The 23,907-nt window shown below is 70.0% G+C and carries 14 protein-coding genes; 7 read left to right on the forward strand and 7 right to left on the reverse strand.

Features of this window, described 5'->3' with window-relative positions:
- Positions 1-247 precede the first annotated feature (247 nt).
- On the forward strand, positions 248-4,120 hold the full coding sequence (locus tag R2B67_RS06175; RefSeq protein ID WP_317816799.1) for a GH92 family glycosyl hydrolase: 3,873 nt from the start codon (positions 248-250) through the stop codon (positions 4,118-4,120).
- A 71-nt stretch (positions 4,121-4,191) separates the two neighbouring features.
- Here the strand turns inward: R2B67_RS06175 and R2B67_RS06180 are convergent, their stop codons facing one another.
- On the reverse strand, positions 4,192-4,809 hold the full coding sequence (locus R2B67_RS06180) for a histidine phosphatase family protein (protein WP_018514485.1): 618 nt from the start codon (positions 4,807-4,809) through the stop codon (positions 4,192-4,194).
- Positions 4,810-4,904: 95 nt separating this feature from the next.
- Between R2B67_RS06180 and R2B67_RS06185 the strand changes: the two genes are divergently transcribed.
- The 4 genes from R2B67_RS06185 to R2B67_RS06200 all read left to right on the forward strand — a co-directional run bounded on the left by R2B67_RS06185 (position 4,905) and on the right by R2B67_RS06200 (position 10,891).
- Positions 4,905-5,558: an FxLYD domain-containing protein gene (locus R2B67_RS06185; protein ID WP_317816800.1), complete on the forward strand. Its 654-nt coding sequence runs from the start codon at positions 4,905-4,907 to the stop codon at positions 5,556-5,558.
- Positions 5,559-5,934: 376 nt separating this feature from the next.
- A complete protein-coding gene (locus R2B67_RS06190) occupies positions 5,935-8,226 on the forward strand; it encodes a transglycosylase domain-containing protein (RefSeq protein WP_317824788.1) in 2,292 nt (763 codons plus the stop codon).
- Between the two features lie 50 nt (positions 8,227-8,276).
- Entirely contained in the window at positions 8,277-9,563 is a 1,287-nt protein-coding gene (locus R2B67_RS06195) for a polysaccharide deacetylase family protein (protein WP_109980035.1), read from the forward strand.
- A gap of 149 nt (positions 9,564-9,712) precedes the next feature.
- Positions 9,713-10,891 carry an amidase domain-containing protein gene (locus tag R2B67_RS06200; RefSeq protein WP_317816801.1) on the forward strand — a complete coding sequence of 393 codons (1,179 nt, stop codon included), beginning with the start codon at positions 9,713-9,715 and terminating at the stop codon, positions 10,889-10,891.
- Between the two features lie 93 nt (positions 10,892-10,984).
- Here the strand turns inward: R2B67_RS06200 and acnA are convergent, their stop codons facing one another.
- The 3 genes from acnA to R2B67_RS06215 form a co-directional block, all read right to left on the reverse strand.
- Entirely contained in the window at positions 10,985-13,702 is a 2,718-nt protein-coding gene (gene acnA / locus R2B67_RS06205; protein WP_317816802.1) for an aconitate hydratase AcnA, read from the reverse strand.
- A gap of 222 nt (positions 13,703-13,924) precedes the next feature.
- The gene (locus R2B67_RS06210) at positions 13,925-14,500 is read right to left on the reverse strand and encodes a hypothetical protein (protein ID WP_317816803.1); all 576 of its coding nucleotides are present in this window, start codon (positions 14,498-14,500) and stop codon (positions 13,925-13,927) included.
- A gap of 206 nt (positions 14,501-14,706) precedes the next feature.
- A complete protein-coding gene (locus R2B67_RS06215; protein ID WP_317816804.1) occupies positions 14,707-17,496 on the reverse strand; it encodes an alpha/beta hydrolase in 2,790 nt (929 codons plus the stop codon).
- A gap of 214 nt (positions 17,497-17,710) precedes the next feature.
- Here R2B67_RS06215 and R2B67_RS06220 point away from each other — a divergent pair, with 214 nt between their 5' ends.
- Together R2B67_RS06220 and R2B67_RS06225 are read left to right on the forward strand one after the other, a co-directional pair.
- Positions 17,711-18,547 (forward strand): alpha/beta fold hydrolase, encoded by an 837-nt coding sequence (locus R2B67_RS06220; protein ID WP_317816805.1) that lies wholly within the window; start codon positions 17,711-17,713, stop codon positions 18,545-18,547.
- Positions 18,548-18,721: 174 nt separating this feature from the next.
- Positions 18,722-20,251 (forward strand): type II toxin-antitoxin system RelB family anti-toxin, encoded by a 1,530-nt coding sequence (locus R2B67_RS06225; RefSeq protein ID WP_018514476.1) that lies wholly within the window; start codon positions 18,722-18,724, stop codon positions 20,249-20,251.
- 137 nt (positions 20,252-20,388) lie between these two features.
- Here the strand turns inward: R2B67_RS06225 and aztD are convergent, their stop codons facing one another.
- From aztD to R2B67_RS06240, 3 genes are all read right to left on the reverse strand, one after another.
- Positions 20,389-21,594, reverse strand: a complete 1,206-nt coding sequence (aztD, locus tag R2B67_RS06230) for a zinc metallochaperone AztD (protein WP_317816806.1) — start codon at positions 21,592-21,594, stop codon at positions 20,389-20,391.
- Between the two features lie 87 nt (positions 21,595-21,681).
- Entirely contained in the window at positions 21,682-22,644 is a 963-nt protein-coding gene (aztC, locus tag R2B67_RS06235) for a zinc ABC transporter substrate-binding protein AztC (protein ID WP_317816807.1), read from the reverse strand.
- The gene (locus R2B67_RS06240; RefSeq protein ID WP_317816808.1) at positions 22,641-23,882 is read right to left on the reverse strand and encodes a hypothetical protein; all 1,242 of its coding nucleotides are present in this window, start codon (positions 23,880-23,882) and stop codon (positions 22,641-22,643) included. Before R2B67_RS06240 ends, aztC begins: the two co-directional genes overlap by 4 nt.
- Positions 23,883-23,907: the final 25 nt, after the last annotated feature.

A 23,907-nucleotide genomic window follows, 5' to 3' on the forward strand; every position in this document is an offset into this window, starting at 1 on the left:
TCCACTTGTCGCCAACTGAGCAAGATCGAATGCACGTTGGGACGGCAGTCTTTCCCGAGTTGAGACCTCGCGGACTCCTCGGCACCGTGCGCCCTCACCAAGGGGCGGCTTTCTCCCCTTACGGCCGATTCGCGCCGCACGCCTTCGGCAACACCCTTGACACGTCCTGTCACTTGGCTCCCTACTGGACCTTGCATCCCGCTATGACAACGTTGTCCAAGCACGCTCCGGGGAGGAATGGCTCGGTATGCAGCCACCACGAGGTCTCCACCATGGCGCTGGGAAGGTCTTCAGCAGCGCCGCCCGTACGAGACGGAGCCGCACGGCCGCCGTCCTCGCGGCATCACTCGCCCTGGCCCTCGCGGCCCCCACGGCCGCCGTCGCCGGCCCGTCCCAGACGTCCCAGAAGCCTTCGGGCGAGCGGACGTTCCGCTCCTCGTTCGAGGCGGACGAGAAGCAGCCGGACTGGCGCAACACGGTGGAGGAAGGGCCGGACGGCACCGAGCGCTCATCGGGTGTCGACGGCGGATTCTCCGCCGGGATACCGGGCAATGTCACCGACCGGGTGACCGACGTCCGCGCCAGCGCCGAGAACACCGCGGGCGGCGAGGTCAAGGAGAACCTGGTCGACGTCGAACCCGGCTCCAAGTGGCTGGCGTTCGCGAAGACCGGCTGGGTCGAGTTCGACCTGGACGAGCCGGTCAAGGTGGTGACGTACGCGCTCACCTCCGCCAACGACCATGCCCCGCGCGACCCGAAGGACTGGACGCTCAAGGGCTCGGCCGACGGCAAGGAGTGGACCGACCTGGACAAGCGCACGGGCGAGAGCTTCGCCAAGCGGCACGAGACCAAGTCGTACGATTTCACCTCCGACACCGCCTACCGGCACTTCCGCCTGGAGATCACCGCCAACAACGGCGCGCCGGACATCCTCCAGCTCGCCGACGTTCAGTTCTCGAACGGTGACACCTCCGCGCCCGTCCCCGACGAGATGCGCAGCCAGGCCGACCGCGGCCCCTCCGGCTCGCCCACCGCGAAGGCGGGTGCGGGATTCACCGGAAAGAAGGCACTGCGTTACGCGGGTACGCACAAGCCGGACGGCCGGGCGTACTCGTACAACAAGATCTTCGACGTGAACACGGCCGTCACCAAGGACACCGAGCTCTCCTACCTCGTCTATCCGCAGATGGGCGAGACGGACCTCAACTACCCCGCGACCCACATCGCGGTGGATCTGGCCTTCACCGACGGCACGTACCTGAGCGAGCTGAAGGCCGCCGACAGCCACGGCGGGCTGCTGACCCCGCAGGGCCAGGCGGAGGCCAAGCGCCTCTACGTCAACCAGTGGAACAAGGTCGCCTCGCGCATCGGCACGGTCGCGGCGGGGAAGACGGTCGACCGGATCCTGGTGGCGTACGACTCCCCCAAGGGCGCGGCGAAGTTCCAGGGCTGGGTCGACGACATCGCGATCGCCCCGAAGGCGCCCGAGAAGCGCAAGGCCCACCTCTCGGACTACGCGCTCACCACCCGCGGCACCAACTCCAGCGGCGGCTTCTCGCGCGGCAACAACATTCCGGCCACCGCGGTCCCCCACGGCTTCAACTTCTGGACGCCGGTGACCAACGCCGGTTCGCTGAGCTGGCTGTACGACTACCACCGGGGCAACAACGAGGACAACCTCCCCACGCTCCAAGCCTTCAGCGCCAGCCATGAGCCGAGCCCCTGGATGGGCGACCGGCAGACCTTCCAGGTGATGCCCTCGGCCGCCGCCGGCACACCGGACGCCGCCCGTACGGCCCGTGCGCTGCCGTTCCGGCACGAGAACGAGACCGCGAAGCCGCACTACTACGGCGTCACCTTCGAGAACGGCCTCAAGACCGAGATCGCGCCGACCGACCACGCGGCGCGGATGCGGTTCACCTATCCCGGCAAGGACGCCAGCCTGGTCTTCGACAACGTGTCGAACGCCGGCGGTCTGACCCTGGACCCGGCGACCCGCTCCTTCTCCGGCTACACGGACGTCAAGAGCGGCCTCTCCACCGGCGCCACCCGCATGTTCGTGTACGGCGTCTTCGACGCGCCGGTGACGGACAGCGGCAAGCTGAAGGGCGGGGGCGGCGACGACGTCACCGGCTACTTCCGCTTCGACGCGGGCAAGGACCGCACGGTCAACCTGCGGCTCGCGACCTCGCTGATCGGCGTCGACCAGGCGAAGAAGAACCTGGCGATGGAGATCCCGGAGTCCACCTCCTTCGAGAAGGTGCAGCGCAAGGCGCAGCAGGCCTGGGACAAGATCCTCGGAACGATCGAGGTGGAGGGCGCCAACGAGGACCAGCTCACCACGCTCTACTCCAGCCTCTACCGCCTCTACCTCTACCCGAACTCCGGCCACGAGAAGGTCGACGGGAAGAACAAGTACGCGAGCCCCTTCTCCAAGCCGACCGGCACGGACACCCCGACGCAGACCGGCGCGAAGATCGTCGACGGCAAGGTGTACGTCAACAACGGCTTCTGGGACACCTACCGCACGACCTGGCCCGCCTACTCCTTCTTCTCCCCGAAGAAGGCCGGCGAGCTGGTGGACGGCTTCGTCCAGCACTACAAGGACGGCGGCTGGACCTCCCGCTGGTCCTCCCCCGGCTACGCGGACCTGATGACCGGCACCAGCTCGGACGTGGCCTTCGCGGACGCGTACGTCAAGGGCGTCAAGTTCGACGCCGAGGCGGCGTACGACGCGGCGGTCAAGAACGCCACGGTGGCCCCGCCCTCCTCGGGCGTCGGCCGCAAGGGCATGGAGACCTCGGTCTTCACCGGTTACGCGAACACGGCCACGCACGAGGGCCTGTCCTGGTCACTTGAGGGATACCTCAACGACTACGGCATCGCGCGCATGGGCCAGGAGCTCTACAAGAAGACGAAGAAGGCGCGGTACAAGGAGGAGTCCGCCTACTTCCTGAACCGGGCGCAGAAGTACGTCAAGCTCTTCGACGAGAAGGCGGGCTTCTTCCAGGGGAAGAAGCCGAACGGCGACTGGCGCCTCCCCTCCGACAGTTACGACCCCCGCGTCTGGGGCTACGACTACACCGAGACCAACGGCTGGGGCTACGCCTTCACCGCCCCGCAGGACAGCCGGGGCCTGGCCAACCTGTACGGCGGCCGCGCGGGGCTCGGCAAGAAGCTGGACACGTACTTCTCGACGCCGGAGACGGCGGGCCCGGAGTTCGTCGGCAGCTACGGCGGGGTCATCCACGAGATGACCGAGGCGCGTGACGTGCGGATGGGCCAGTACGGGCACAGCAACCAGGTCGCCCACCACGCCACGTACATGTACAACGCGGCCTCGCAGCCCTACAAGACGCAGGAGAAGGTCCGCGAGGTGCTGGGCCGCCTGTACGTCGGCAGCGAGATCGGGCAGGGCATCCACGGCGACGAGGACAACGGCGAGCAGTCGGCGTGGTACCTCTTCTCCGCGCTGGGCTTCTACCCGCTGGTGATGGGCAGCGGGGAGTACGCGATCGGCTCGCCGCTCTTCAAGAAGGTCACCGTCCGCATGGACAACGGCCGCAAGCTGACCGTGAAGGCCCCGAAGAACAGCGACAAGAACATCTACGTGCAGGGCGTGAAGGTCAACGGCAAGAAGTGGACCTCCACCGCGCTCCCGCACGATGTGCTGGCCAAGGGCGGCACGCTGGAGTTCGACATGGGTCCGAAGCCGTCGGCCTGGGGCACGGGCAAGGACGCGGCGCCGGTCTCCATCCAGAAGGACGACAAGGCTCCGGCGCCCAAGGGCGATGTGCTGAAGGGCGACGGCGCGCTGTTCGACAACACCTCGGCGACGTCGGCGGAGGTCACCTCGGTCGAGCTGCCGGTGGCCGCGTCCACGAAGGCGCTCCAGTACACGCTGACGTCGTCGGCGGCGGACAAGGCCCCGAAGGGCTGGACGCTCCAGGGTTCGACGGACGGCAAGAAGTGGACGGACCTCGACCGCCGCTCCGGCCAGTCCTTCGCCTGGGACAAGCAGACCCGGGCCTTCTCGGTGGACCGGCCCGGCACGTACGCGCAGTACCGGCTGGTGCTGACGGGTCCGGCGACGCTGGCGGAGGTGGAGCTGCTCTCCTGATCCGTGACTGACGTAGGCAGGCGGCCGGTACCCCGAAGCACGGGGTGCCGGCCGCCGGCGCTTCAGGCCTCTCAGGCCTCGTGCATGCTCTCCGGCAGGGCCACGTTGAGCGCGGCGACGACCGGCCGGCCGTGCTCGGTGCCGAGCCGGGAGACGGCCCCGGTGGCGAGCTGGAAGAGCCGCCCCTCGGCCGGGGTCAGCCCCAGATAGCGGGCGGTGAGGACGCGCAGGAAGTGCGAGTGGGCGACGAGCGCGATGTCGGCGCTCCCGATCCCCTCGGCGGCCGACCGGACGCCCGCGAGCACCTGGTCGGCGCGCTGCCCGACATCGGCGGGGCTCTCGCCGGGGTGCTCGTCGGAGCCGGGGTCGACGCCGTCGGTCCAGAGGTTCCAGAAGGGGCGGGTGCGGCGGATCGCCTGGGTGGTGATGCCCTCGTAGCCGCCGTAGTCCCACTCCCGCAGCTCGGGGGTGACCCGGGGGGCGTGGAGCCCGGCCAGCTCGGCGGTGCGGCGGGCCCGGATCGAGGGGCTGACGAGGGTGAGCCCGATGTTCCGGTCGGCGAGCAGCGGCACGAGGGCGCGGGCCTGGCGCTCGCCGGTGGCGGTCAGGGGGAGGTCGGTCCAGCTCGTGTGCTGCCCGGAGCGGGACCATTCGGTCTCGCCGTGCCGGATGAGGATCAGCTCGCCCATGGTGGTCCGTTCGCTCTCTGTACGGGTGGTGGTGGCGTGGGTGGGGCCACGTACCGTAAGTCCCTCACCTGGCCGACTTCCCGTGGGGGGACCTCATGTCCGACAACTTGCCGCCTCCGCCGCCCGAACAGCCGCAGCCGTCGCCCTGGGCGCCTCCCGCCACGCCGCCGGGCAAGTCGCAGCGTACGGGGCTGATCGTGTCGCTCGCCGTGGGCGGTGGGCTGGTCGTGGCGGGGGCGCTGGTGGCGCTCGTCTACTCCCTGCTGGACTCGGTCTCGGACTCCATCGCGCTGCCGCCCGCACGGTCGGACGCGCCCTACTCCGACCCGTACGACGAGGAGCCCTACGGCGAGCAGCCGTACGGCGAGCAGCCGTACGGCGAGCAGCCGTACGGCGAGCAGCCGTACGGCGAGGACCCGGCGGAGAAGAAGCCGGTCGGGGAGGAGCCCGAGACCGTCACCTCCGGGCCCGCCGCCGAGAAGGACGTCACCATCACGAAGTGCGTGCGGGACTCGCTGATCGGCTGGCAGCACGCCGATCTGACGATCGTGAACGGGAGCCGGAGCCCGGCGGGTTATGTCGTGTTCGTCGAGTTCCTGGACGCGAAGGGCACGGTGCTGACCGACGGCATCGCGACCACCGACGACCTGGCCCCCGGCGCATCGGTGAAGGTGAAAGCACAGGGGGTCGGCGAGGTGCCGACGGGCACGACGTGCCGCGTCAAGCAGGTGACGCGGGACCCGATGTAGCACGCCCATGCTGCGTGCGATGCGCTGGGGAGAACGCCGCGCGGACCCGACAGACACCGGTCAGCCATGATGTGACCGGATTCGCCCGGGCATCATGTGGAGATCGTGCGAAGCACGCTGGTAATTTGAGAGCCGCGATCCGTTGAGGTCGGGGGAAGTCAGGGTTTGCGACCGCCGTACGGCAACCGGATCAAGCCCTCGTACGTCTGTACTACCTGCCTGCCTGCGCGCGCCGCGCAGGGAGTACGGAGAGAGGCCGATCGTGACCCAGGCAGGGCAGGGAGCGCACGCTCAGGGAGGCGAGGGGGACCCCTCGGAGTCCCGCCCCTCGGCAAGCAGGCGTTCCCTCGGGCAGCGGCTCGTGCCCGACGAGACGATGCAGCTCCGCGTACCTGACGAAACGATGCAGCTCCGCGTACCCGAAGGCGGCATACCCACCGCCCCCTCCGGAGAGCCGTCGATACCCGGCGGAGGGCGGCGCGAGATATCCGACGACATCGCCGACATACCCTCCGAACCGGAGGAAGCCGGACGGACCGCACCGACCGGCGACTCCCCGACGACCGACTCCGGATCCCGCGCCTCCCGCCGCGCGGACACCAGAGCCGCCCTGCCCGGCCGGCCGGGTACCCGGCGCCGCCGCAAGGCGCCCAAGTCGGCGCCCGCCGCCCGCCTCACCGCCGCGGTCACCGCCGCCACCGCCGCCGTCGTCGCCGTGCTCGGCCCCTGGCTGCGCCGCGTGCGGCCGCACTACCCCCGGCCCGGCCGGACCGGCTGGAGGCGCTGGGTGCCCACCTGGCGGCAGGCCGGAGGCGCGGCCCTCGCCTCGTTCGGGCTCAGCGCCCTGACCCTGACCGTCGCCTACGCCGCCACCGACATCCCGGAGAACCTCAACTCCTACGCCACCCAGCAGGACACCGTCTACTTCTGGGCCGACGGCACCCCCATGGCCCGCGCCGGCTGGGTGCAGCGGCAGGAGATGGAGCTGGGCGACGTGCCCGAGGATGTGCGCTGGGCGGTGCTCGCCGCCGAGAACGAGAGCTTCTACAGCGACCCCGGCATCTCGGCCAAGGGTCTCACCCGCGCCGTCCTGCGCACCTTCGGACAGGGCAGCACCCAGGGCGGCTCGACCATCACCCAGCAGTACGTCAAGAACGTCTACCTCAGCCAGGAGCAGACCTACAGCCGCAAGTTCACCGAGGCCATGATGGCGCTCAAGCTCGACAACAAGATGAGCAAGGACGAGATCCTGGAGGGGTACCTCAACACCAGCTGGTTCGGCCGGGGCACCTACGGCATCCAGCGCGCCGCCCAGGCGTACTACGGCAAGGACGTGAGCGAGCTCAACGCCAGCGAGGGCGCGTTCCTCGCCACCCTCCTCAAGGGCGCCGGACTGTACGATCCGTCGCTCGGCGCGGCCAACCGCACCCGTGCGCAGGAGCGGTGGAGCTGGACGCTCGACCGGATGGTGAAGATCGGCAAGCTGTCGCCGGAGGAGCGCGCCGGCTACCGGACCTTCCCGAAGACGCTGGAGAGCAATCCGCTCTACAACACCGGTGAGCAGAGCGACTACCTGGTGGAACTCGCCACCCAGCACGCCAAGAAGGCGGCGGGCATCTCCGACAAGGACTTCGACCGCGGCGGCTACCAGATCTACACGACTTTCGACAAGAAGCGTGTGGACCAGCTCACGAAGGCAGTCGGCGCGGCCCGCGACAAGGCCCGCAAGGACAACCCGAAGGCCGCGAAGCACGTCCATTACGGCGCCGCCTCCGTCGCCGTGGACGGGCGGATCCTGGCCATCCACGGCGGGCCCGACCACCGTAAGCAGGGCTACAACGAGTCCAACGCGACCACCGTGCCCGCCGGCTCGGCGTTCCAGCCGTTCGTCTACGCCGCAGCCCTGGAACACGGCGTACGCAAGAGCCGGGACGGCGCCCCCGAGCCGGTGACGGGCGAGACGGTGTACGTAGGCGACGACAAGGTGCCCGTCACCACGCCGGAAGGGCCCTACTGGGACCGCAGCGGCCGCAAGGTCGCCGCGAAGAACGACGGCGGGCGGTCCTACGGGCAGATATCCCTGCACCGGGCCCTCGCCAACTCCGTCAACACCACCTTCATGCAGCTCGGCCTGGACACCGGACTGGACAAGGTCCGTGCCACCGCCCAGGACGCCGGACTGCTGCGCTCCAGCCTCGGCGCCCAGGTCCCCGCACTGGCCGCCGGCAGCTCCACGCCCAGCGCCATCCGGATGGCCAGCGGCTACACCACCTTCGCCGCCGAGGGCCGGCACACCGAGCCGTACACGATCCTCAAGGTCACCCGCAACGGCCACAAGGTCGCCACGGACACCCCGGACCCGCGCCGGGCCATGGACGCCGGCACCGCCGCCGAGGTGCAGTCCGCCCTGACGGACGCCTTCCGTACCGCCTATCCGGAGACCGCCGCGAAAGCCGGCGGCGAGGTCGCCGGAAAGCGGGGCACCACCGAGGGCGACACCGCCGCCTGGTACGTCGGCACCGAGAAGAAGGTCTCCACCGCGGTCGTCGTCTACCGCATCGACCTGGCCAAGAGCCTCGAACCCCTACCGCTGGAGGGACTGGGCGGCACGATCGCCGACAGCGTCCCCTACGGCATCTGGTCGGAAGCCCTGAGACCGCTCGGCTGACCACCGGCGCCGACCGGCACCGTCCACGCCCCCGAGAGATTGAGCCGCAGATGAACAAGCCGTCGGGCCGACGTCGTAAGGACCCCGCACCCCGCCGTCTCCCCGCCCGCCCCCGAACGCTCGCCGTGGCGGCGGTCCTCGTCGTCGCCTCCACCCTCGGCGGCTACCTGGTCCTGTCCGGCACCGACGACACCACCCCGACCGCGTCCGCGACGAACCGCTCGGAGCGCAAACCGCTGTCCGGGGCCTCGCGGGAACCGGCCTGGGACGGCAAGGTCGAGGTGCTCGGCGACGGCTCGACCTCCTACACCGGCCCGCAGAAGGGGCAGCTGAAGCCCCGGCCCCTCAAGCCCGGCGAGAAGCCGCCGCAGTTCGTGGTCTTCTCCTGGGACGGGGCCCTCCAGGGCGATGACGGACTGTTCGCGCACTACCGGGAGATGGCCAACCGGTACGACGCCCACATGACCTTCTTCCTCACCGGCATCTACCTGCTGCCCAAGGGCAAGAAGGACCTGTACGACCCGCCGCAGCACCCCCGGGGCAGCGCGGCCATCAGCTTCCCCACCGACGAGCACGTCTACACCACCCTGGAGCAGCTCGCCGGGGCCTGGAAGGACGGCAACGAGATCGGTACCCACTTCAACGGGCACTTCTGCGGCGCGCAGGGCGGCGGCGACTGGAGCGTGCCCGAGTGGAAGAGCGAGATCGACCAGTTCTACAGCTTCGTCGAGAAGTGGAAGACGAACACCGGCAGGACCGACCTCGACCCGCTGCCGTTCGACATACGCCGCGAGGTGACCGGCGGCCGGGCTCCCTGCCTCGAAGGCCAGGCCAACCTCCTCAAGGCGGCCAAAAGCTACAAATGGCGCTACGACGCCAGCTCCGCCGGTGACTTCCAGATATGGCCGCAGAAGAAGAACGGCATATGGGACTTCCCGCTCCAGATGCTCCCGTACGAGGGCGGCAAGTACCAGGGCCTGTCCATGGACTTCAACTTCCTCTACAACCAGTCCGACGGCAAGACCGACGGCGACCCGGCCATGCACCCGAAGTGGCAGCAGGAGACCCTGGACACCTACACAGCCGGGTTCAACCGCGTCTACTACGGCAGCCGCGCCCCGTTGTTCATCGGCAACCACTTCGAGGAGTGGAACGGCGGTATATACATGAAGGCCGTCGACCGGATGATAGAAACCGTGTGCACCAAGAAGGACGTCAAGTGCGTCTCCTTCAAGGAGCTCGCCGACTGGATGGACGTCCAGAAGCCCGCCACCCTGGAGCGGCTGCGCAGCCTGGACCCCGCCCAGTCCCCGGACTGGTCCACCGTCGTGAAGTGACCGGCCAACGGCCGTCAACCTCACGGGCGGTGACAGTCCGAAAACCTCCTTGCAACAGTCGCCCACCTCCTTCACACCAGCTGCACAAGGCATGCGAGGATGCCGCTTAGCTCGGCGGTCCCATGCCGGGAAAAGAGGGAAGAACGCCAGTGAAGTCAAGAAAACTGAAGCACACGCGACGCCGGGCGACGATACTCACGGCGGCGGCCACATCGGCCGTCGCGGGCGTCGCACTGCTGCCCAACTGGAACGCGGGCGCCTCCACGACGGCCGAGCCCCAGGTCGACGCCAGGACCAAGGCCGCCTTCCAGAGTCTGGCCGACGCGGTCTTCACCGACCGCACCAACGCGCTGGTCGACCAGCCGCGTCACGGCGGCAAGAAGGCCCTCGCCGGACGCTTTTCGGGCAAGGTGGAGCTCTCCTCCGGCATCGGCCGCACCGAGGACGCCGCCCGGAAGCAGCTCGACGACCGCAGGAACCGGCTGGCGAGCAACGGCGAGAAGTACAGCGCCGGCACCACCAAGGTCACCCTGGACCGCACCCAGGTCAAGGGCCGCACCGCCGTCGTCGTGGTCACCGAGAACACCACCCTGACGTACGCGAAGGTCACCGGCGGCGAGCCGGGCACCACCGGCTTCCAGGCCCACCACGAGCTGACCTTCAGGGCGGACAAGCAGGGCACCTGGAAGGTCACGAAGATCCGCGAGACCGGCGACGGCTACCTCGCGGTCAACCAGCTCGCGCAGCCGAAGACCACGACCGTGGCGGCCAAGACCACCACCACCACTCCGGCCGCACCCCGCGCCGCCATCACGAAGCGCCCGACGGCTGTCCCCAAGAAGCTCACCGGCGGCGAGTACGACTACCAGGCGATGGCCGCGTACGCGGAGAAGTACTGGACGAACTACAACCCGGCCTACCCCAACTTCAACGGGGCCGGCGCGGGCGGCGACTGCACCAACTTCGTCAGCCAGGCCCTCAAGGCCGGCGGCTGGAAGCACGTGCCCGGTTACGTCTACGACTACACGCGCTGGTTCGGCACCGCCGACATCCAGTCGCACTCCTTCGTCGGCGTCAACGAGTGGTCCTGGTTCGCGCAGAACTCCAAGCGCACCACCAGCCTTGCCAACGTCTACCAGATGGACGTCGGCGACGTCCTCCAGGTCGACTTCAACAAGGACGGGTCCAAGGACCACACCATGATCGTCACGTCCCGCCGCAACGGCGTGCCGTACCTGACGTACCACTCCACCAACACCCTGCGCCGTTCGGTGACGAGCATCATCTCGTCCTACCCGAACGCCGCGTACTACGCCTACCGCACCTGACGGTCGGCCACCCCCGAACCACAGCGCCCCTCGTCCATGGACGAGGGGCGCTGTGGTGTTCCGGCCGGCCTTCTCACTCGGCCGCCGGTCCGCCTACTTGCGGATCAGGCTGCGGAGCACGTACTGCAGGATGCCGCCGTTGCGGTAGTAGTCCGCCTCGCCGGGGGTGTCGATACGGACGACACCGTCGAACTCCACACCGGTGTCGGTGGTGACCTTGACCGTGCGCGGGGTGGTGCCGTTGTTCAGCTCGGTGACGCCGGTGAAGGAGAAGGTTTCCTCGCCGGTGAGGCCGAGGGTCTCGGCGTTCTGGCCCTCGGGGAACTGGAGGGGGAGGACGCCCATGCCGATGAGGTTCGAGCGGTGGATGCGCTCGTAGGACTCGGCGATGACGGCCTTGACGCCGAGGAGCGCGGTGCCCTTGGCGGCCCAGTCGCGGGACGAGCCGGAGCCGTACTCCTTGCCCGCGAGGATCGCGAGGGGGGTGCCGGCGGCCTGGTAGTTCTGCGAGGCGTCGTAGATGAACGACACCGGGCCGTCAGCCTGGGTGAAGTCGCGGGTGTAGCCGCCCTCGGTGCCCGGCGCGATCTGGTTGCGCAGGCGGATGTTGGCGAACGTGCCGCGGATCATGACCTCGTGGTTACCACGGCGCGAGCCGTAGGAGTTGAAGTCACGGCGCTCGATGCCGTGCTCCGTGAGGTACTTGCCGGCCGGGGTGTCGGCCTTGATGGCGCCGGCCGGGGAGATGTGGTCGGTGGTGACCGAGTCGCCGAGCTTGGCGAGGACCCGGGCGCCGGTGATGTCCTCGACCGGGGTCGTCTCCATCGTCATGCCCTCGAAGTACGGGGGCTTGCGCACGTAGGTGGACTCGGAGTCCCACTCGAAGGTGTTGCCGGTCGGGATCGGCAGCGCCTGCCACTGGGCGTCGCCCGCGAAGACGTCCTGGTAGGACTTGTTGAACATGTCCTCGCCGATGGCGTTCGCCACGACGTCGTTGACCTCGGCCTCGGTCGGCCAGATGTCGGTCAGGTGGACCGGCTTGCCGTCCTGGTCGACTCCGAGGGCGTCCTTGGTGATGTCGACCTTCATCGAACCGGCGATGGCGTACGCGACGACCAGCGGCGGGGACGCCAGGTAGTTCATCTTGACGTCGGGGTTGATGCGGCCCTCGAAGTTGCGGTTGCCGGAGAGCACCGACGTGACCGCGAGGTCGTTCTCGTTGACCGCCTTGGAGACCTCCTCCGGCAGCGGGCCGGAGTTGCCGATGCAGGTGGTGCAGCCGTAGCCGACGAGGTTGAAGCCGACCTTGTCGAGGTACGGGGTCAGGCCCGCCTTGTCGAAGTAGTCGGTGACGACCTTCGAGCCCGGGGCGAGGGTGGTCTTGACCCACGGCTTGCGGGTCAGGCCCTTCTCGACCGCCTTCTTCGCCACGAGCGCGGCGGCGACCATGACGTACGGGTTCGAGGTGTTGGTGCAGGAGGTGATCGCGGCGACGGTGACGGCGCCGTGGTCGATCTCGTACGTCGAGCCGTCGGGGGCCGTGACGGTGACCGGCTTGGACGGGACGCCGTTCGGCGTCGTGGACGGGGCGTCGGAGGCCGGGAAGGACTCCTTGCTCGCCTCCATCTCGTCCGACACGTAGTTACGGACGTCCTGCGCGAACTGCTGGGAGGCGTTGGCCAGGATGATGCGGTCCTGCGGGCGCTTCGGGCCGGCGATGGAGGGGACGACCGTGGAGAGGTCGAGCTCCAGCTTCTCGGAGAAGTCCGGCTCGGCGGCCGGGTCCAGCCAGAGGCCCTGCTCCTTGGCGTACGCCTCGACGAGGGCGACCTGCTGCTCGTCGCGGCCGGTCAGGCGCAGGTACTTCAGCGTCTCGTCGTCGATCGGGAAGATCGCGGCGGTGGAGCCGAACTCCGGCGACATGTTGCCGATGGTGGCGCGGTTGGCCAGCGAGGTGGCGGCGACGCCCTCACCGTAGAACTCGACGAACTTGCCGACGACGCCGTGCTTGCGGAGCATCTCGGTGATGGTCAGCACGAGGTCGGTTGCGGTGGTGCCGGGGGTCAGCTCACCGGTCAGCTTGAAGCCGACGACGCGCGGGATGAGCATGGAGACCGGCTGGCCGAGCATCGCGGCCTCGGCCTCGATGCCGCCGACGCCCCAGCCCAGCACGCCGAGGCCGTTGACCATGGTGGTGTGCGAGTCGGTGCCGACGAGGGTGTCGGGGTAGGCCTGTCCGTTGCGGACCATGACCGTACGCGCCAGGTGCTCGATGTTCACCTGGTGGACGATGCCGGTGCCCGGGGGGACGACCTTGAACTCGTCGAAGGCGGTCTGCCCCCAGCGCAGGAACTGGTAGCGCTCCTTGTTGCGGCCGTACTCCAGCTCGACGTTCTGGGCGAACGCGTCGTTGGTGCCGAACTTGTCGGCGATGACCGAGTGGTCGATGACCAGCTCGGCCGGGGCCAGCGGGTTGATCTTCGCCGGGTCACCGCCGAGCTCCTTGACGGCCTCACGCATGGTGGCGAGGTCCACGACACAGGGCACGCCGGTGAAGTCCTGCATGATCACGCGGGCCGGCGTGAACTGGATCTCCTGGCTGGGCTGCGCCTGGGAGTCCCAGCCGCCGATGGCACGGATGTGGTCGGCGGTGATGTTCGCGCCGTCCTCGGTACGGAGCAGGTTCTCCAGCAGGACCTTCAGGCTGTACGGCAGGCGCGCGGAGCCCTCTACCTTGTCCAGCTTGAAGATCTCGTACGACTCGTCGCCCACGCGCAGCGTGCTGCGGGCGTCGAAGCTGTTCGCCGACACGACAGTCTCCTTCTTCAATGTGCGCGTCTGCCGCGCCGCGCCTCATTGGCAGCGGGCGCCGCGTTGTGCCGCCTACGGCCCCGACCATCCGCTAAGGTAAGGCTTAGTTAGGTATGCCTTACCGGGCGGCGGCTGCGGTGCGCCTCGGCAGATATCTCGATGTCGAGATAACTCTAGTACATAGCCGCCGCTCGGTCATGCCCAGGTGCCCTCTACCCGCTTCTACCCGCGCCCTCGTACCCGATGCCGCCGGTAGTAGGAGACCGTGACGGCCGCGGTCAGCGGGCCCCAGAGGAACAGCGGCTGATAGAGGATGCCGACGACCAGGTTCCCGGTGGCGGTCAGGTCCGCGTGCGGGTAGGTCCACCAGAACGGAACGGCTGCCCACATCAGGGTCAGACCCACCGCGCCGAGGGCGGCGGGGACGACGGCGGCCAGGGGGCGGACCCTCCGCCCGCCGATCAGCGGGATCCAGCGCGGTACGACATCGCCCCACGGGCGGACCAGGCCGATGGTCAGGAGGGCGACCAGCTCGCCGGCCACGGTGAGGGTCAGCATCCAGATCTTGGCGTCGACCGTCGCGAAGGGCTCGAAGCCCGCCTCCGTGTAGCCGGCGGGGTGGCCGAGCACCAGGGCGATGCGCCACAGCCCGCTCGGCAGGACCACCAGCGCGGTGAGGTGCGCGGCCAGGACCGCCCAGCGGGGCGGGGGCGGGGGCGCCACGGGGGTCTGCGGGGTCGCGGGGGTCTGCGAGGTGGCGGGGGTCCACGAGGTGGCGGGAGGCTTCCGTAAGGTCATGCGACTCATCGTGGCCGTCCGCCTCCGCACGTTCATCAGCCTGCGCGGCGGAGCTCGTGAGTCCCCGGTACGAGGGGTACGCGGCGGGGTCGGCCGGGCGGCGGAGGCGCGGTCGTCCCGGGGGCCCGGACACTCCAGGGGCCCGGACAGCGGTCCGGCCCCTCCGCCAGGTCGCGGAGGGGCCGGACGCGGTACAGCGGACGGGGCTACGGCGTGTCGCGGACCGTGCCCTCGAAGGGCGGGCCCAGCGGCTTGTCGTCGCTGTCCGAGAGCTGGAAGCGGACGTACTCGGCCGGCTCCTTCATCTGGTCACGGATGGTCGGGACGGTCAGGTCGGCGGACTTCTGCCCCGCCTCGACCGTCGTCCACAGCGTGCCGTACTCGACCTGGGAGAGCGGGATCGCCGGGTTCGGGACCCTCTCCACGAGCTGGGACAGCCACTCCTGGTCGACGTCGGCCGTGGAGAGCTCCGGGCGGCCGTCGGGGACGGGGAGCAGCTGGGCCGTGGTCCAGATCTCGACGTCCGCCTTCTCCGAGAGCGAGATGCGCCACGTCAGCGGCGCGCCCTCGGTGACGTCGGCGGCCACCGGCCTGATGCTCACCTTCGGCATCGGGTCGTCGTTCTCGGCGATGACGCCACCGGCGTCAGCGCCGACGACCGTGCCGCGGACCGCCTTGACCGCGACCCCGTGGGTCTTGTCCCAGCCGTAGCGCTTGTTGCCCTCCACCTTCACCGTGACCTTGATCCCGGCGGTGCCGGGGCCGACCTTGACCAGCCGGCCGGTCGACTTGCCGGTCTCCGGGTCGTCGACGTACAGCCGGACCGCGCCCGCGTTCTTGCCGGTGGTGCGGACGGGCACCTGGTACGTACGGAATCCCGAGTCGCCCTCCTTGACCGTGAGGGTGCCGATGTCGACGCGGGCGAGCCCGGCGGCCTTCACCGCGGGGGTGCCCGGCTGCCAGGACCAGGCGTCCATGAGCCACGCCTTGCCGGAGGAGGACTTGGGGGTCAGCTCCAGGGAGGCGATCTTGGCGAGGTTCAGCTTGGCGCGGGTCGCGGCGGCCAGCGGGAGGCGGACCTCCTGCGCCCAGTACGAGGTGGTGCGGTCGGTGCCGGGGAGCCCGTCGATCTTGACGCTGCCCAGCTTGGCCCGCTTGCCCTTGGCATCCTTGACGTGGACGTCGAAGCGGGTGCCGCTGGTGTTCGCGGGGACGGCGACGCGGAGCGCGAGGCTCTTGGCGCCCTTGACCGAGACCGGCTTCTTCGGGGTGACGCGGGCGATGGTGCCTGGCTTCTTCCAGTCCAGGGCGACCGCGCGGCGGCCGGCCTCGTGCTCGGCGCGCCAGGAGGCGAAGTGCGGCGAGGAGCCGGGGTCCTTCTCACCCATGCAGGCCGAGCGGCCGGGGGCGATGGCGTCGCACAGCCTGGCGCCGCTGACCTTCGGTGAGCCCTGGGGGTCGTCGGGGAGGAAGGCAGCACCGCGGTTGCCGCCGACCGCGTGGGTCAGGACGCGGGCGGGGTCGGCGGAGGGGGCGCGGCGGCCGGTGCCGTCGACGAGCTGGCGTACGCGGTCGTCACCGCCGACGAACAGCCGTGCGGCGGCGGCGATGTAGGTCGCGCCCGCCTTGTGCTGCTGGTTGGCGGAGAGCCGTCCGGCGGCGCCGGGCGAGCAGAGCGGGTCGCGCGCCTCGGGGTCGTGCCAGAAGTCGTCGTCGGCCGGGGCCTGGGCCTGGCCGGGCGTCCACTCGGTGTTGAAGTAGTTGTGGTTGGCGCCGATCATGTAGACCGAGCTGTGCAGGGCCTTGCCGCGGCTGACGCCTCGGGTGCCGTCCGTGAACACCTGGCCCTGGAGGTCGGAGACGTCACCGTCGCAGCCGGGCAGGATGGTGAGCGAGGGGACGTCCGGCACCGGGTTCTGGCCGAAGATGGTGGGGCCGATGTGGACCGTGCCGCGGATGTTCCAGCGGGCCTTGGACCGGTAGCCGTCCTGGGCGGCCGGCGGCTTGTACAGGCTGTCCATCACCGCGCGGTTGACGCCCTCGCCGCCGCGCGAGTGGCCGACGAGGAGCACCTTGGACAGGTCGGTCTTCGGGCCCTTGCGGACGGCGGCGGGCGCGGAGGAGGGCTTGGCGGCCCAGTCGGCCCAGCGGCCGAGGTGGTTGCGGATCAGCGAGGAACGGGCCTGCGCACCGCCGTCCTCGGCGTTCCAGTCCTGGCCGTTGATGCCGTTGGCGGAGATGGAGACGGTCACGTACCCCTGGGAGGCCAGCAGCTTCTGGTCGCGCAGATAGCCCCGGTGGCTGGGGATCGGCTTGCTGCCCTTGGCGCAGGGCCAGTCGCCGGAGGCCTCCCTGTCCTTGCCGGGGACGTAGCAGGTGGCGTGGCGGCCGTGCAGGAAGAGGGCGACGGGACGCTTGCCGGGTGCCTTCTTCGGGGCGACCACGACACCGCGCATCTCGACCGGTGCGGGGAAGCCCGGGAGCTTCACGGAGGCGAGGCTGTACTCGCCGGTGGTGGTGGCGTACTTGCCGGGCTTGCCCGGGTCGACGGTCCCCGCGGGCAGCTTGGGCGGAAGCTTCGGGGCGGGCGGCTTGGCCCGGCGGCTCGCGCCCGCGTCAGGCGCCTCGTCGAGCCGGCGCCCGGCCGCCTCGACGGCGAGGTCGCCGAGGTCGGCGGTGCTGACCTCGTCCAGGGGGAGCCGGAAGGTCCGGCCGTCGTCCTGCGGTTCGGGTACGCCCACGAGTTCGCCGTTCGCGCGGAACTCCACGCGGGCGTCACCCATGGGGACCGGCTCGGGCGCGCGCCACTCCAGGTGGTTCTGCCCCTTCTCACCGGCGATGCGCCAGCCGGGCGGCAGCGCGTCACCGGGCTGGCCTGTCGCGGTGGCGCCGGGTATCTCCGGCGGCGTCGGCGCGGCGTACACCCCCGTCGGCGCCACCCCCGCCACCGTCAGCACCGCTATCGCGGTGGCCCATGCTCTCCGGCCACGTATCAAAGCTCCTCCTCAACCCTGGTCGTGCGCGCGTCCGTTCCGGTGGTCTGTTCCGGTTCGAACGCGCTCTCGGAGATCGAGACGGGGAGGCGAACCTGTGGGTTGCCTCTGCGGGCGGAGTGATCGGCGGCCCCGGTGTTGTCGTAGCCGATCGGTAGGGTCGTGCGCCGGGAATGTTCTGCACGGGGATTGTTCTGCACGGCGGAGGGGTGGCGGAGTGAAGGTCACGGAGAGCGATCTACGGCTGGAGGACGGCCGCACGCTCCATGTGTACGACACCGGCGGCGACGGACTCGCGGTCTTCTGGCACCACGGCACGCCGAACATCGGCTCGCCGCCCGTTCCGCTCTTCGCCGCCGCCGGGAAGCTGTCCGTCCGCTGGGTGTCGTACGACCGTCCCGGCTACGGCGGTTCGTCCCCGCTCCCCGCCCGGGACGTGGCGTCGGCCGCGGCCGATGTACGGGCGGTCGCCGACGCGCTCGGCATCGACCGGTTCGCCGTCCTCGGCCACTCCGGCGGCGGCCCGCACGCGCTGGCCTGCGGCGCCCTGCTGCCCGACCGGGTCCTCGGGGTGGTGACGGCCGCGGGACTCGCCCCGTACGGCGCCGAGGGGCTCGACTGGTTCGCGGGCATGGTGCCGTCCTCGGCCGCCTCGCTGCGGGCGGCCGCGGAGGGGCGTGCGGCGAAGGAGGCGTACGAGGCGGGCGCCGGGTACGACCCGGAGATGTTCACCGACGCCGACCACGAGGCACTGGCCGGTACGTGGTCCTGGTTCGACGAGGTGGTGGGCCCCGCGCTGGAGGCCGGGCCGGACGGCCTGATCACCGACGACCTGGCGTACGTCACTCCGTGGGGCTTCGACCCCGTCCGGATCGCCGCGCCCCTGCTCCTGCTCCACGGCGGCCAGGACCGGATAGCACCGGCCGCCCACAGCCGCTGGCTCGCCGACCGCTGCCCGACGGCCGAACTGCGGGTGCGCCCGGCGGACGGCCACATCTCCGTGCTCGACGGGGGTGCGGAGGCCCTGGAGTGGCTGGCGGCGCTGCGCGGCTGAGGTCCGGGCCTTCCCCGTACAGCCGCGCGCCGCGCGCCCCGTCGTCCCGCCCGGGGGACGATGGGGCGCGGACGACCGTTGCCCCCCGCACTTCTCCCTCCTCCCTCCTCCCTCCTCACTCGAACGGCGCACCCCCACATCAGCCTCATCTCATATCTGAGATAACCTGCCGCCATGTCAGACGACTACCTCGCACGCATCGGCAAGCTCATCCGTGACGCCCGGCAGCACCGGGGCTGGACACAGACGCAGCTGGCCGAGGCGCTCGGCACGAGCCAGAGTGCCGTCAACCGCATCGAGCGCGGCAACCAGAACATCAGCCTTGAGATGATCGCCCGCATCGGCGAAGCTCTCGACAGCGAGATCGTGTCGCTCGGTTACTCCGGGCCCATGCATCTGCGGGTCGTCGGGGGCCGTCGCCTCTCCGGCGCCATCGACGTCAAGACCAGCAAGAACGCCTGTGTCGCGCTGCTGTGCGCCTCACTGCTCAACAAGGGCCGTACGGTCCTGCGCCGGGTCGCGCGGATCGAGGAGGTCTTCCGCCTCCTGGAGGTGCTGAACTCCATCGGGGTGCGCACCCGCTGGGTCAACGACGGCGTGGACCTGGAGATCGTGCCGCCCGCGCAGCTGGAGATGGAGGCGATCGACGCCGACGCCGCGCGCCGCACCCGCTCCATCATCATGTTCCTGGGCCCCCTGCTGCACCGTATGGAGCAGTTCACCCTCCCCTACGCCGGCGGCTGCGACCTGGGCACCCGCACGATCGAGCCGCACATGATCGCGCTGCGCCGGTTCGGCCTGGAGATCGCCGCCACCGAGGGGCTCTACCACGCCCAGGTGGACCGCTCCGTCTCCCCCGGCCGCCCCATCGTGCTGACCGAGCGCGGCGACACCGTGACCGAGAACGCCCTGCTGGCCGCCGCCCGCCACGACGGCACGACGGTCATCCGCAACGCCTCCTCCAACTACATGGTCCAGGACCTCTGCTTCTTCCTGGAGGCGCTGGGCGTACGGGTCGACGGCATCGGCACGACGACGCTCACCGTGCACGGGGTCCCGCAGATCGACGTGGACGTGGACTACTCCCCCTCCGAGGACCCGGTCGAGGCGATGAGCCTGCTGGCCGCCGCGGTGGTGACCGAGTCCGAACTCACCATCCGCCGGGTGCCGATCGAGTTCCTGGAGATCGAGCTCGCGGTCCTGGAGGAGATGGGCGTCGACTGCGACCGCACCCCGGAGTACGCGGCCGACAACGCCCGCACCCGGCTGGTGGACCTGACGGTCCGGCCCTCCAAGCTGGAGGCACCGATCGACAAGATCCACCCGATGCCGTTCCCCGGCCTCAACATCGACAACGTCCCGTTCTTCGCGGCCATCGCGGCCGCCGCGCACGGCCAGACCCTGATCCACGACTGGGTCTACGACAACCGCGCGATCTACCTCACCGACCTCAACCGCCTGGGCGGCCGCCTCCAACTCCTCGACCCGCACCGGGTCCTGGTCGAAGGCCCCACCCGCTGGCGCGCCGCCGAGATGATGTGCCCGCCCGCCCTGCGGCCCGCCGTGGTGGTGCTGTTGGCGATGATGGCGGCCGAAGGCACCTCCGTACTGCGCAACGTCTATGTCATCAACCGGGGTTACGAGGAGCTGGCGGAGCGGCTCAACTCGGTGGGCGCGCAGATCGAGATCTTCCGGGACATCTGAAAGCTCTCAGAAGTCGCGGGTCACAGCGAACGGCCTCCAGCGCCCAAGAGCGCCGACGACAGCAACGCCTGCCGGAACACGCATCCGGCAGGCGTTGTGCTGCCCAGGGCGCCCAGGAGAAAGGGAAACGGGACAGGTCAGTGACCGGCGACCGTGCCGGACAGTTCGTTGGTGCCCTTCGGCAGGGTGACGGATGCCAGCTTCTTCCCCGATTCCAGTTCGATGGAGTGGAGTTGGCGCTTGCCGGGGTCGGAGACGTACGCCGTGTGGTCCCGGACGAACAGGGTGGGCCTGGGCTGCTGCCAGTCCAGGGGCTCGGTCCAGTCGCCGACCGCTTCGATCTTCTTCTCGACCTTACCGGTCTCCGGGTCGATGACGTGGAGGATGCCGTTGGTGCCGAGCACGAGGGCTTCGCCGTGCGGGCCGCGGGCGAGGGAGCGGAAGGAGTAGCTGGTGCCGAGGTCGACCAGCTTCATCTTCGCCGTACGCGTGTCGATCAGGGATATGCGGGTGGGGCGTTCCAGTTCGGCGTCGGGGTCGGTCTTGTAGTCGCCGAGGAGGATCGGGGAGGCGTCGCTGCCTGCCTGGTTGCCGGTACGGGCGTAGTCGCCGGGGGCGTCGACCTTGGTGAACTCGCCGTCCTTGTAGAGCAGGACGCCGTCCTCGCAGCCGAAACCGACCACCTCGCCCTGGGCGGCGGCCTCGCCGTGGACACCCGGGCAGTTCTCGGCGCGTGCGATCTCCTTGCTGTCCTTGTCCAGGACGAGGGCTCCGGTGCGCTTCTCCTCGGTGCCGAGGGTGGTGACGAGTTCTCCGTCGGCCAGTTCGATGGCGACACCGTGATGGGGCTTCGCGGACGTGTAGGTGCGGCTCTCCGGCTTCTTCCCGTCGGACAGGGCGGCGGGGTCGAAGACGTTCACCTCGCCGGTGCCGTCGGTGAACAGGACCGTCTTGCCGCCGTGCCGGACGACGTGCCCCGGCTTGGCACCCTTGAACTCGGCGGCGGTGAACTTCTGCCGGGTGGCGTCGAACACGCGGAAGCCGGAGTCCGTGGAGACGACGACGTGGTCCTTGTCGCCCGCCGGGTTGACCCGGTTGAAGCCGGGCAGCGCGATCGTCTTCGCGAGCTTCAGGGTCTCGCCGTCGAGGACGTACAGTCCCCCGTCGTACGAGGCGACGATCGGGTTCCCGACCGCCGCGGCCTCGCTGCTCTTCTGCTCCTTGGCCTCTCCGCCGGCAGGGGCGTCGTCATGGCCGTTGCCGCCGCAGGCGGTCAGCGCCATCGACACCGCCACGGCCAGCGCCGTGCCCGTGAGGACTCTGGCGCGCGTGGGCTTGTTCATGATCGGTCTTTCCTCTCCGGCCCTCAGGCACGGGTTTGTGGGGTGGAGCGGCCGGCGTTCGACGTGCCGTACCGCGGGGAAGCTCGTTCAGTCGTCGGTGAGGCCCTCGGCCATGGCCGAGGCGTTGGCGCGCATCATTTCCAGGTAGGTACCGGCGCCCTTGCCCTTCTCGGTCAGCGACTCGGAGTGGAGCGAGACGACATTCACGTCGCCGCCCATCTCGCGCCGCAGGACCTCGGCGAGCCGGCTGGGCTGGGAGGAGTCGGCGAAGACGGTGCGCACCTTGGCCTTCTTCATGGCCTGGGTGAGGGAGCGCAGGTCGGAGGAGCTGGGCGAGGCGAGCGTGGTTCCGCTGGGGATGATCGCGCCGATGACGCGGAAGCCGAAGCGGTCGGCGAGGTAGCCGAAGACGTGGTGGTTGGTCACCAGGGCACGTCGGTCCTCGGGGATGGCGGCGAAGGACTTCTCCATCCACCCGGTGAGGTCGGCGAGTTGTCCGTCGTACCGCTCGGCGTTCTCCCGGACCTTCTTCTCGTCGACGCCCTCCACGTGCTCGGCGACCTGGTCGGCGATCAGACCGGCGGCCTCGCGTACCCGGTCGGGGTCGGTCCAGAAGTGCGGGTCGGGCTTGCCGGCGTCCGCTTCCGGGCCGCCGTCCTGTCCGGCATGGAAGGTGAGGGGGTCGGCCGCCTCAGCCGCGGCGAAGGTGGCCACTCCGGACTCGCGGGCCGCCTCCACGTGCCGCAACACGTTCTCCTCCAGGCCGAGCCCGTTGTAGACGACCAGGTCCGCGTTCTCCAACTCCGCGGCCTGCACGGCCGAGAGGCCGAAGGAGTGCGGGTCGGCGTTGGGCTTCATCAGGACACTGACCTCGGCCTCGTCCCCGACGATCTCCCGGGTGACGTCGCCGAGGATGTTGGTGGTCACCACGACCCGGGGCCGTTCGTCCCCGCCGCCCGCGCAGCCGGTCGCCGCACCGGCGATGACGAACAAGCCGACCAGGGACACCAGCAGGGCGCGCATCCGTGGAGCGCCCATGCGCGCGCTCATCGGCCCGTCTCCACCATCAGGGACGGCCGTACGTCGACGTCGAACGTACGGGCCACGCGGAGATCGTCGTTGTAGTCGATCTCGTACACGCGTTTGCCCTCGGGGTCGTTGAGGTAGGCGCGGCTGCGGTCCACCTCGATCACCGGGGCCGCGCCGCCGCCCGCACCGGCTTCGGGCAGTTCCTTCAGCAGGGGATCGGTCGCGCCGGTCTCCTTGCCGGTGGGTATGTCGTAGCCGTGCAGGGACCCGTCGGTCTCCAGGACGACCAGTGGCGAGCCTTCGCCGGCCGTGTTGGCGGCGACCACGGTGCCGGTCTTCACCCGGGTCCAGGCGCCTTCGCTGACATCCAGTACCCAGACGGCGTCCTCGCCGGCGGGTGCCGTGAGGGTGCTGCTGCCCGGGCGGTGCCGGAACTCCACGGCCCGCTCGGTCTTCGGCACGTCCTCGCCGTACGGGATCCTCTCGGCCGTGAAGGTGCCGTCGTCGCCCTCGTGGACGAGCAGGGCGCCGTCGGCGCAGCCGAGGACGACCCCGCGCCGGGTGACCGCGTCGCCCCGGGGCTCCTCGCACTCCGTCTCCGGGGCGGCGACGCGCTTGCCGGAACGGTCCAGCACGGCAACCTTCGCCGGAGCGCCGCTCTCGGTGGTGAGCGTCACCAGGTGTTCCGCGTACGGCACGACGGCGCCGGCGAACGTTCCGGGCAGCGGGGACGGCGTGCCCGGGGCGCCCTTCTCCAGGTTCGCCCGGCGATACACGCTCGCCTTCCCGTCCGCCGACGTGGCCACGGTCACGCGCGCGTCGCTGCGGATGCTCGTACCGGTGCCGCCCGGGAGGTCGCCGACCTCCCGGACTTTCGCGCGGTAGTAGTGGACGTGGTCGCCGTGGTCGACCATCCACGCACCGCTGTCGAGCACGCGTATGCCGTCCGGGCCGTAGAAGTAGCCGAAGCGGCCGTCCGTGGTGAGCACGGTGGCGCCGGGGCTGCGGGCGATGTCGTGCACCGTGCCGGTGATCAGGTCCAGCACACGGGCCTCACCGCTCCCGGCGTCGCCGAGCAGAAGTCTGGACTGCTGCTCGGCCGCCTCGGTGGCGCCTTCGACGTAGCCGTGCGGAGTGGCGGACGAAGTGGACTTCTTGGAACCGGACTTGGCCTCGTCCCCGGCCCCGCATCCGGCGGTCAGGAGGATCACTGCCGCGAGGGCCGGAGCCAGTGATGTGACGTTCTTTCGGACGAGCAAGGAGATCGCCTCAGTCCTCTCTCGG

This window comes from Streptomyces cyaneofuscatus (assembly GCF_033109485.1).
Taxonomy (GTDB): Bacteria; Actinomycetota; Actinomycetes; order Streptomycetales; family Streptomycetaceae; genus Streptomyces; species Streptomyces cyaneofuscatus.

Coding starts and splice junctions, on each gene's coding strand:
- R2B67_RS06175 (WP_317816799.1), top strand. CDS start 248: ATGCAGCCACCACGAGGTCTCCACCATGGCGCTGGGAAGGTCTTCAGC.
- aztD (WP_317816806.1), bottom strand. CDS start 21,594: ATGAACAAGCCCACGCGCGCCAGAGTCCTCACGGGCACGGCGCTGGCC.
- R2B67_RS06210 (WP_317816803.1), bottom strand. CDS start 14,500: ATGACCTTACGGAAGCCTCCCGCCACCTCGTGGACCCCCGCCACCTCG.
- aztC (WP_317816807.1), bottom strand. CDS start 22,644: ATGAGCGCGCGCATGGGCGCTCCACGGATGCGCGCCCTGCTGGTGTCC.
- R2B67_RS06225 (WP_018514476.1), top strand. CDS start 18,722: ATGTCAGACGACTACCTCGCACGCATCGGCAAGCTCATCCGTGACGCC.
- R2B67_RS06190 (WP_317824788.1), top strand. CDS start 5,935: ATGCAGCTCCGCGTACCTGACGAAACGATGCAGCTCCGCGTACCCGAA.
- R2B67_RS06180 (WP_018514485.1), bottom strand. CDS start 4,809: ATGGGCGAGCTGATCCTCATCCGGCACGGCGAGACCGAATGGTCCCGC.
- R2B67_RS06195 (WP_109980035.1), top strand. CDS start 8,277: ATGAACAAGCCGTCGGGCCGACGTCGTAAGGACCCCGCACCCCGCCGT.
- R2B67_RS06185 (WP_317816800.1), top strand. CDS start 4,905: ATGTCCGACAACTTGCCGCCTCCGCCGCCCGAACAGCCGCAGCCGTCG.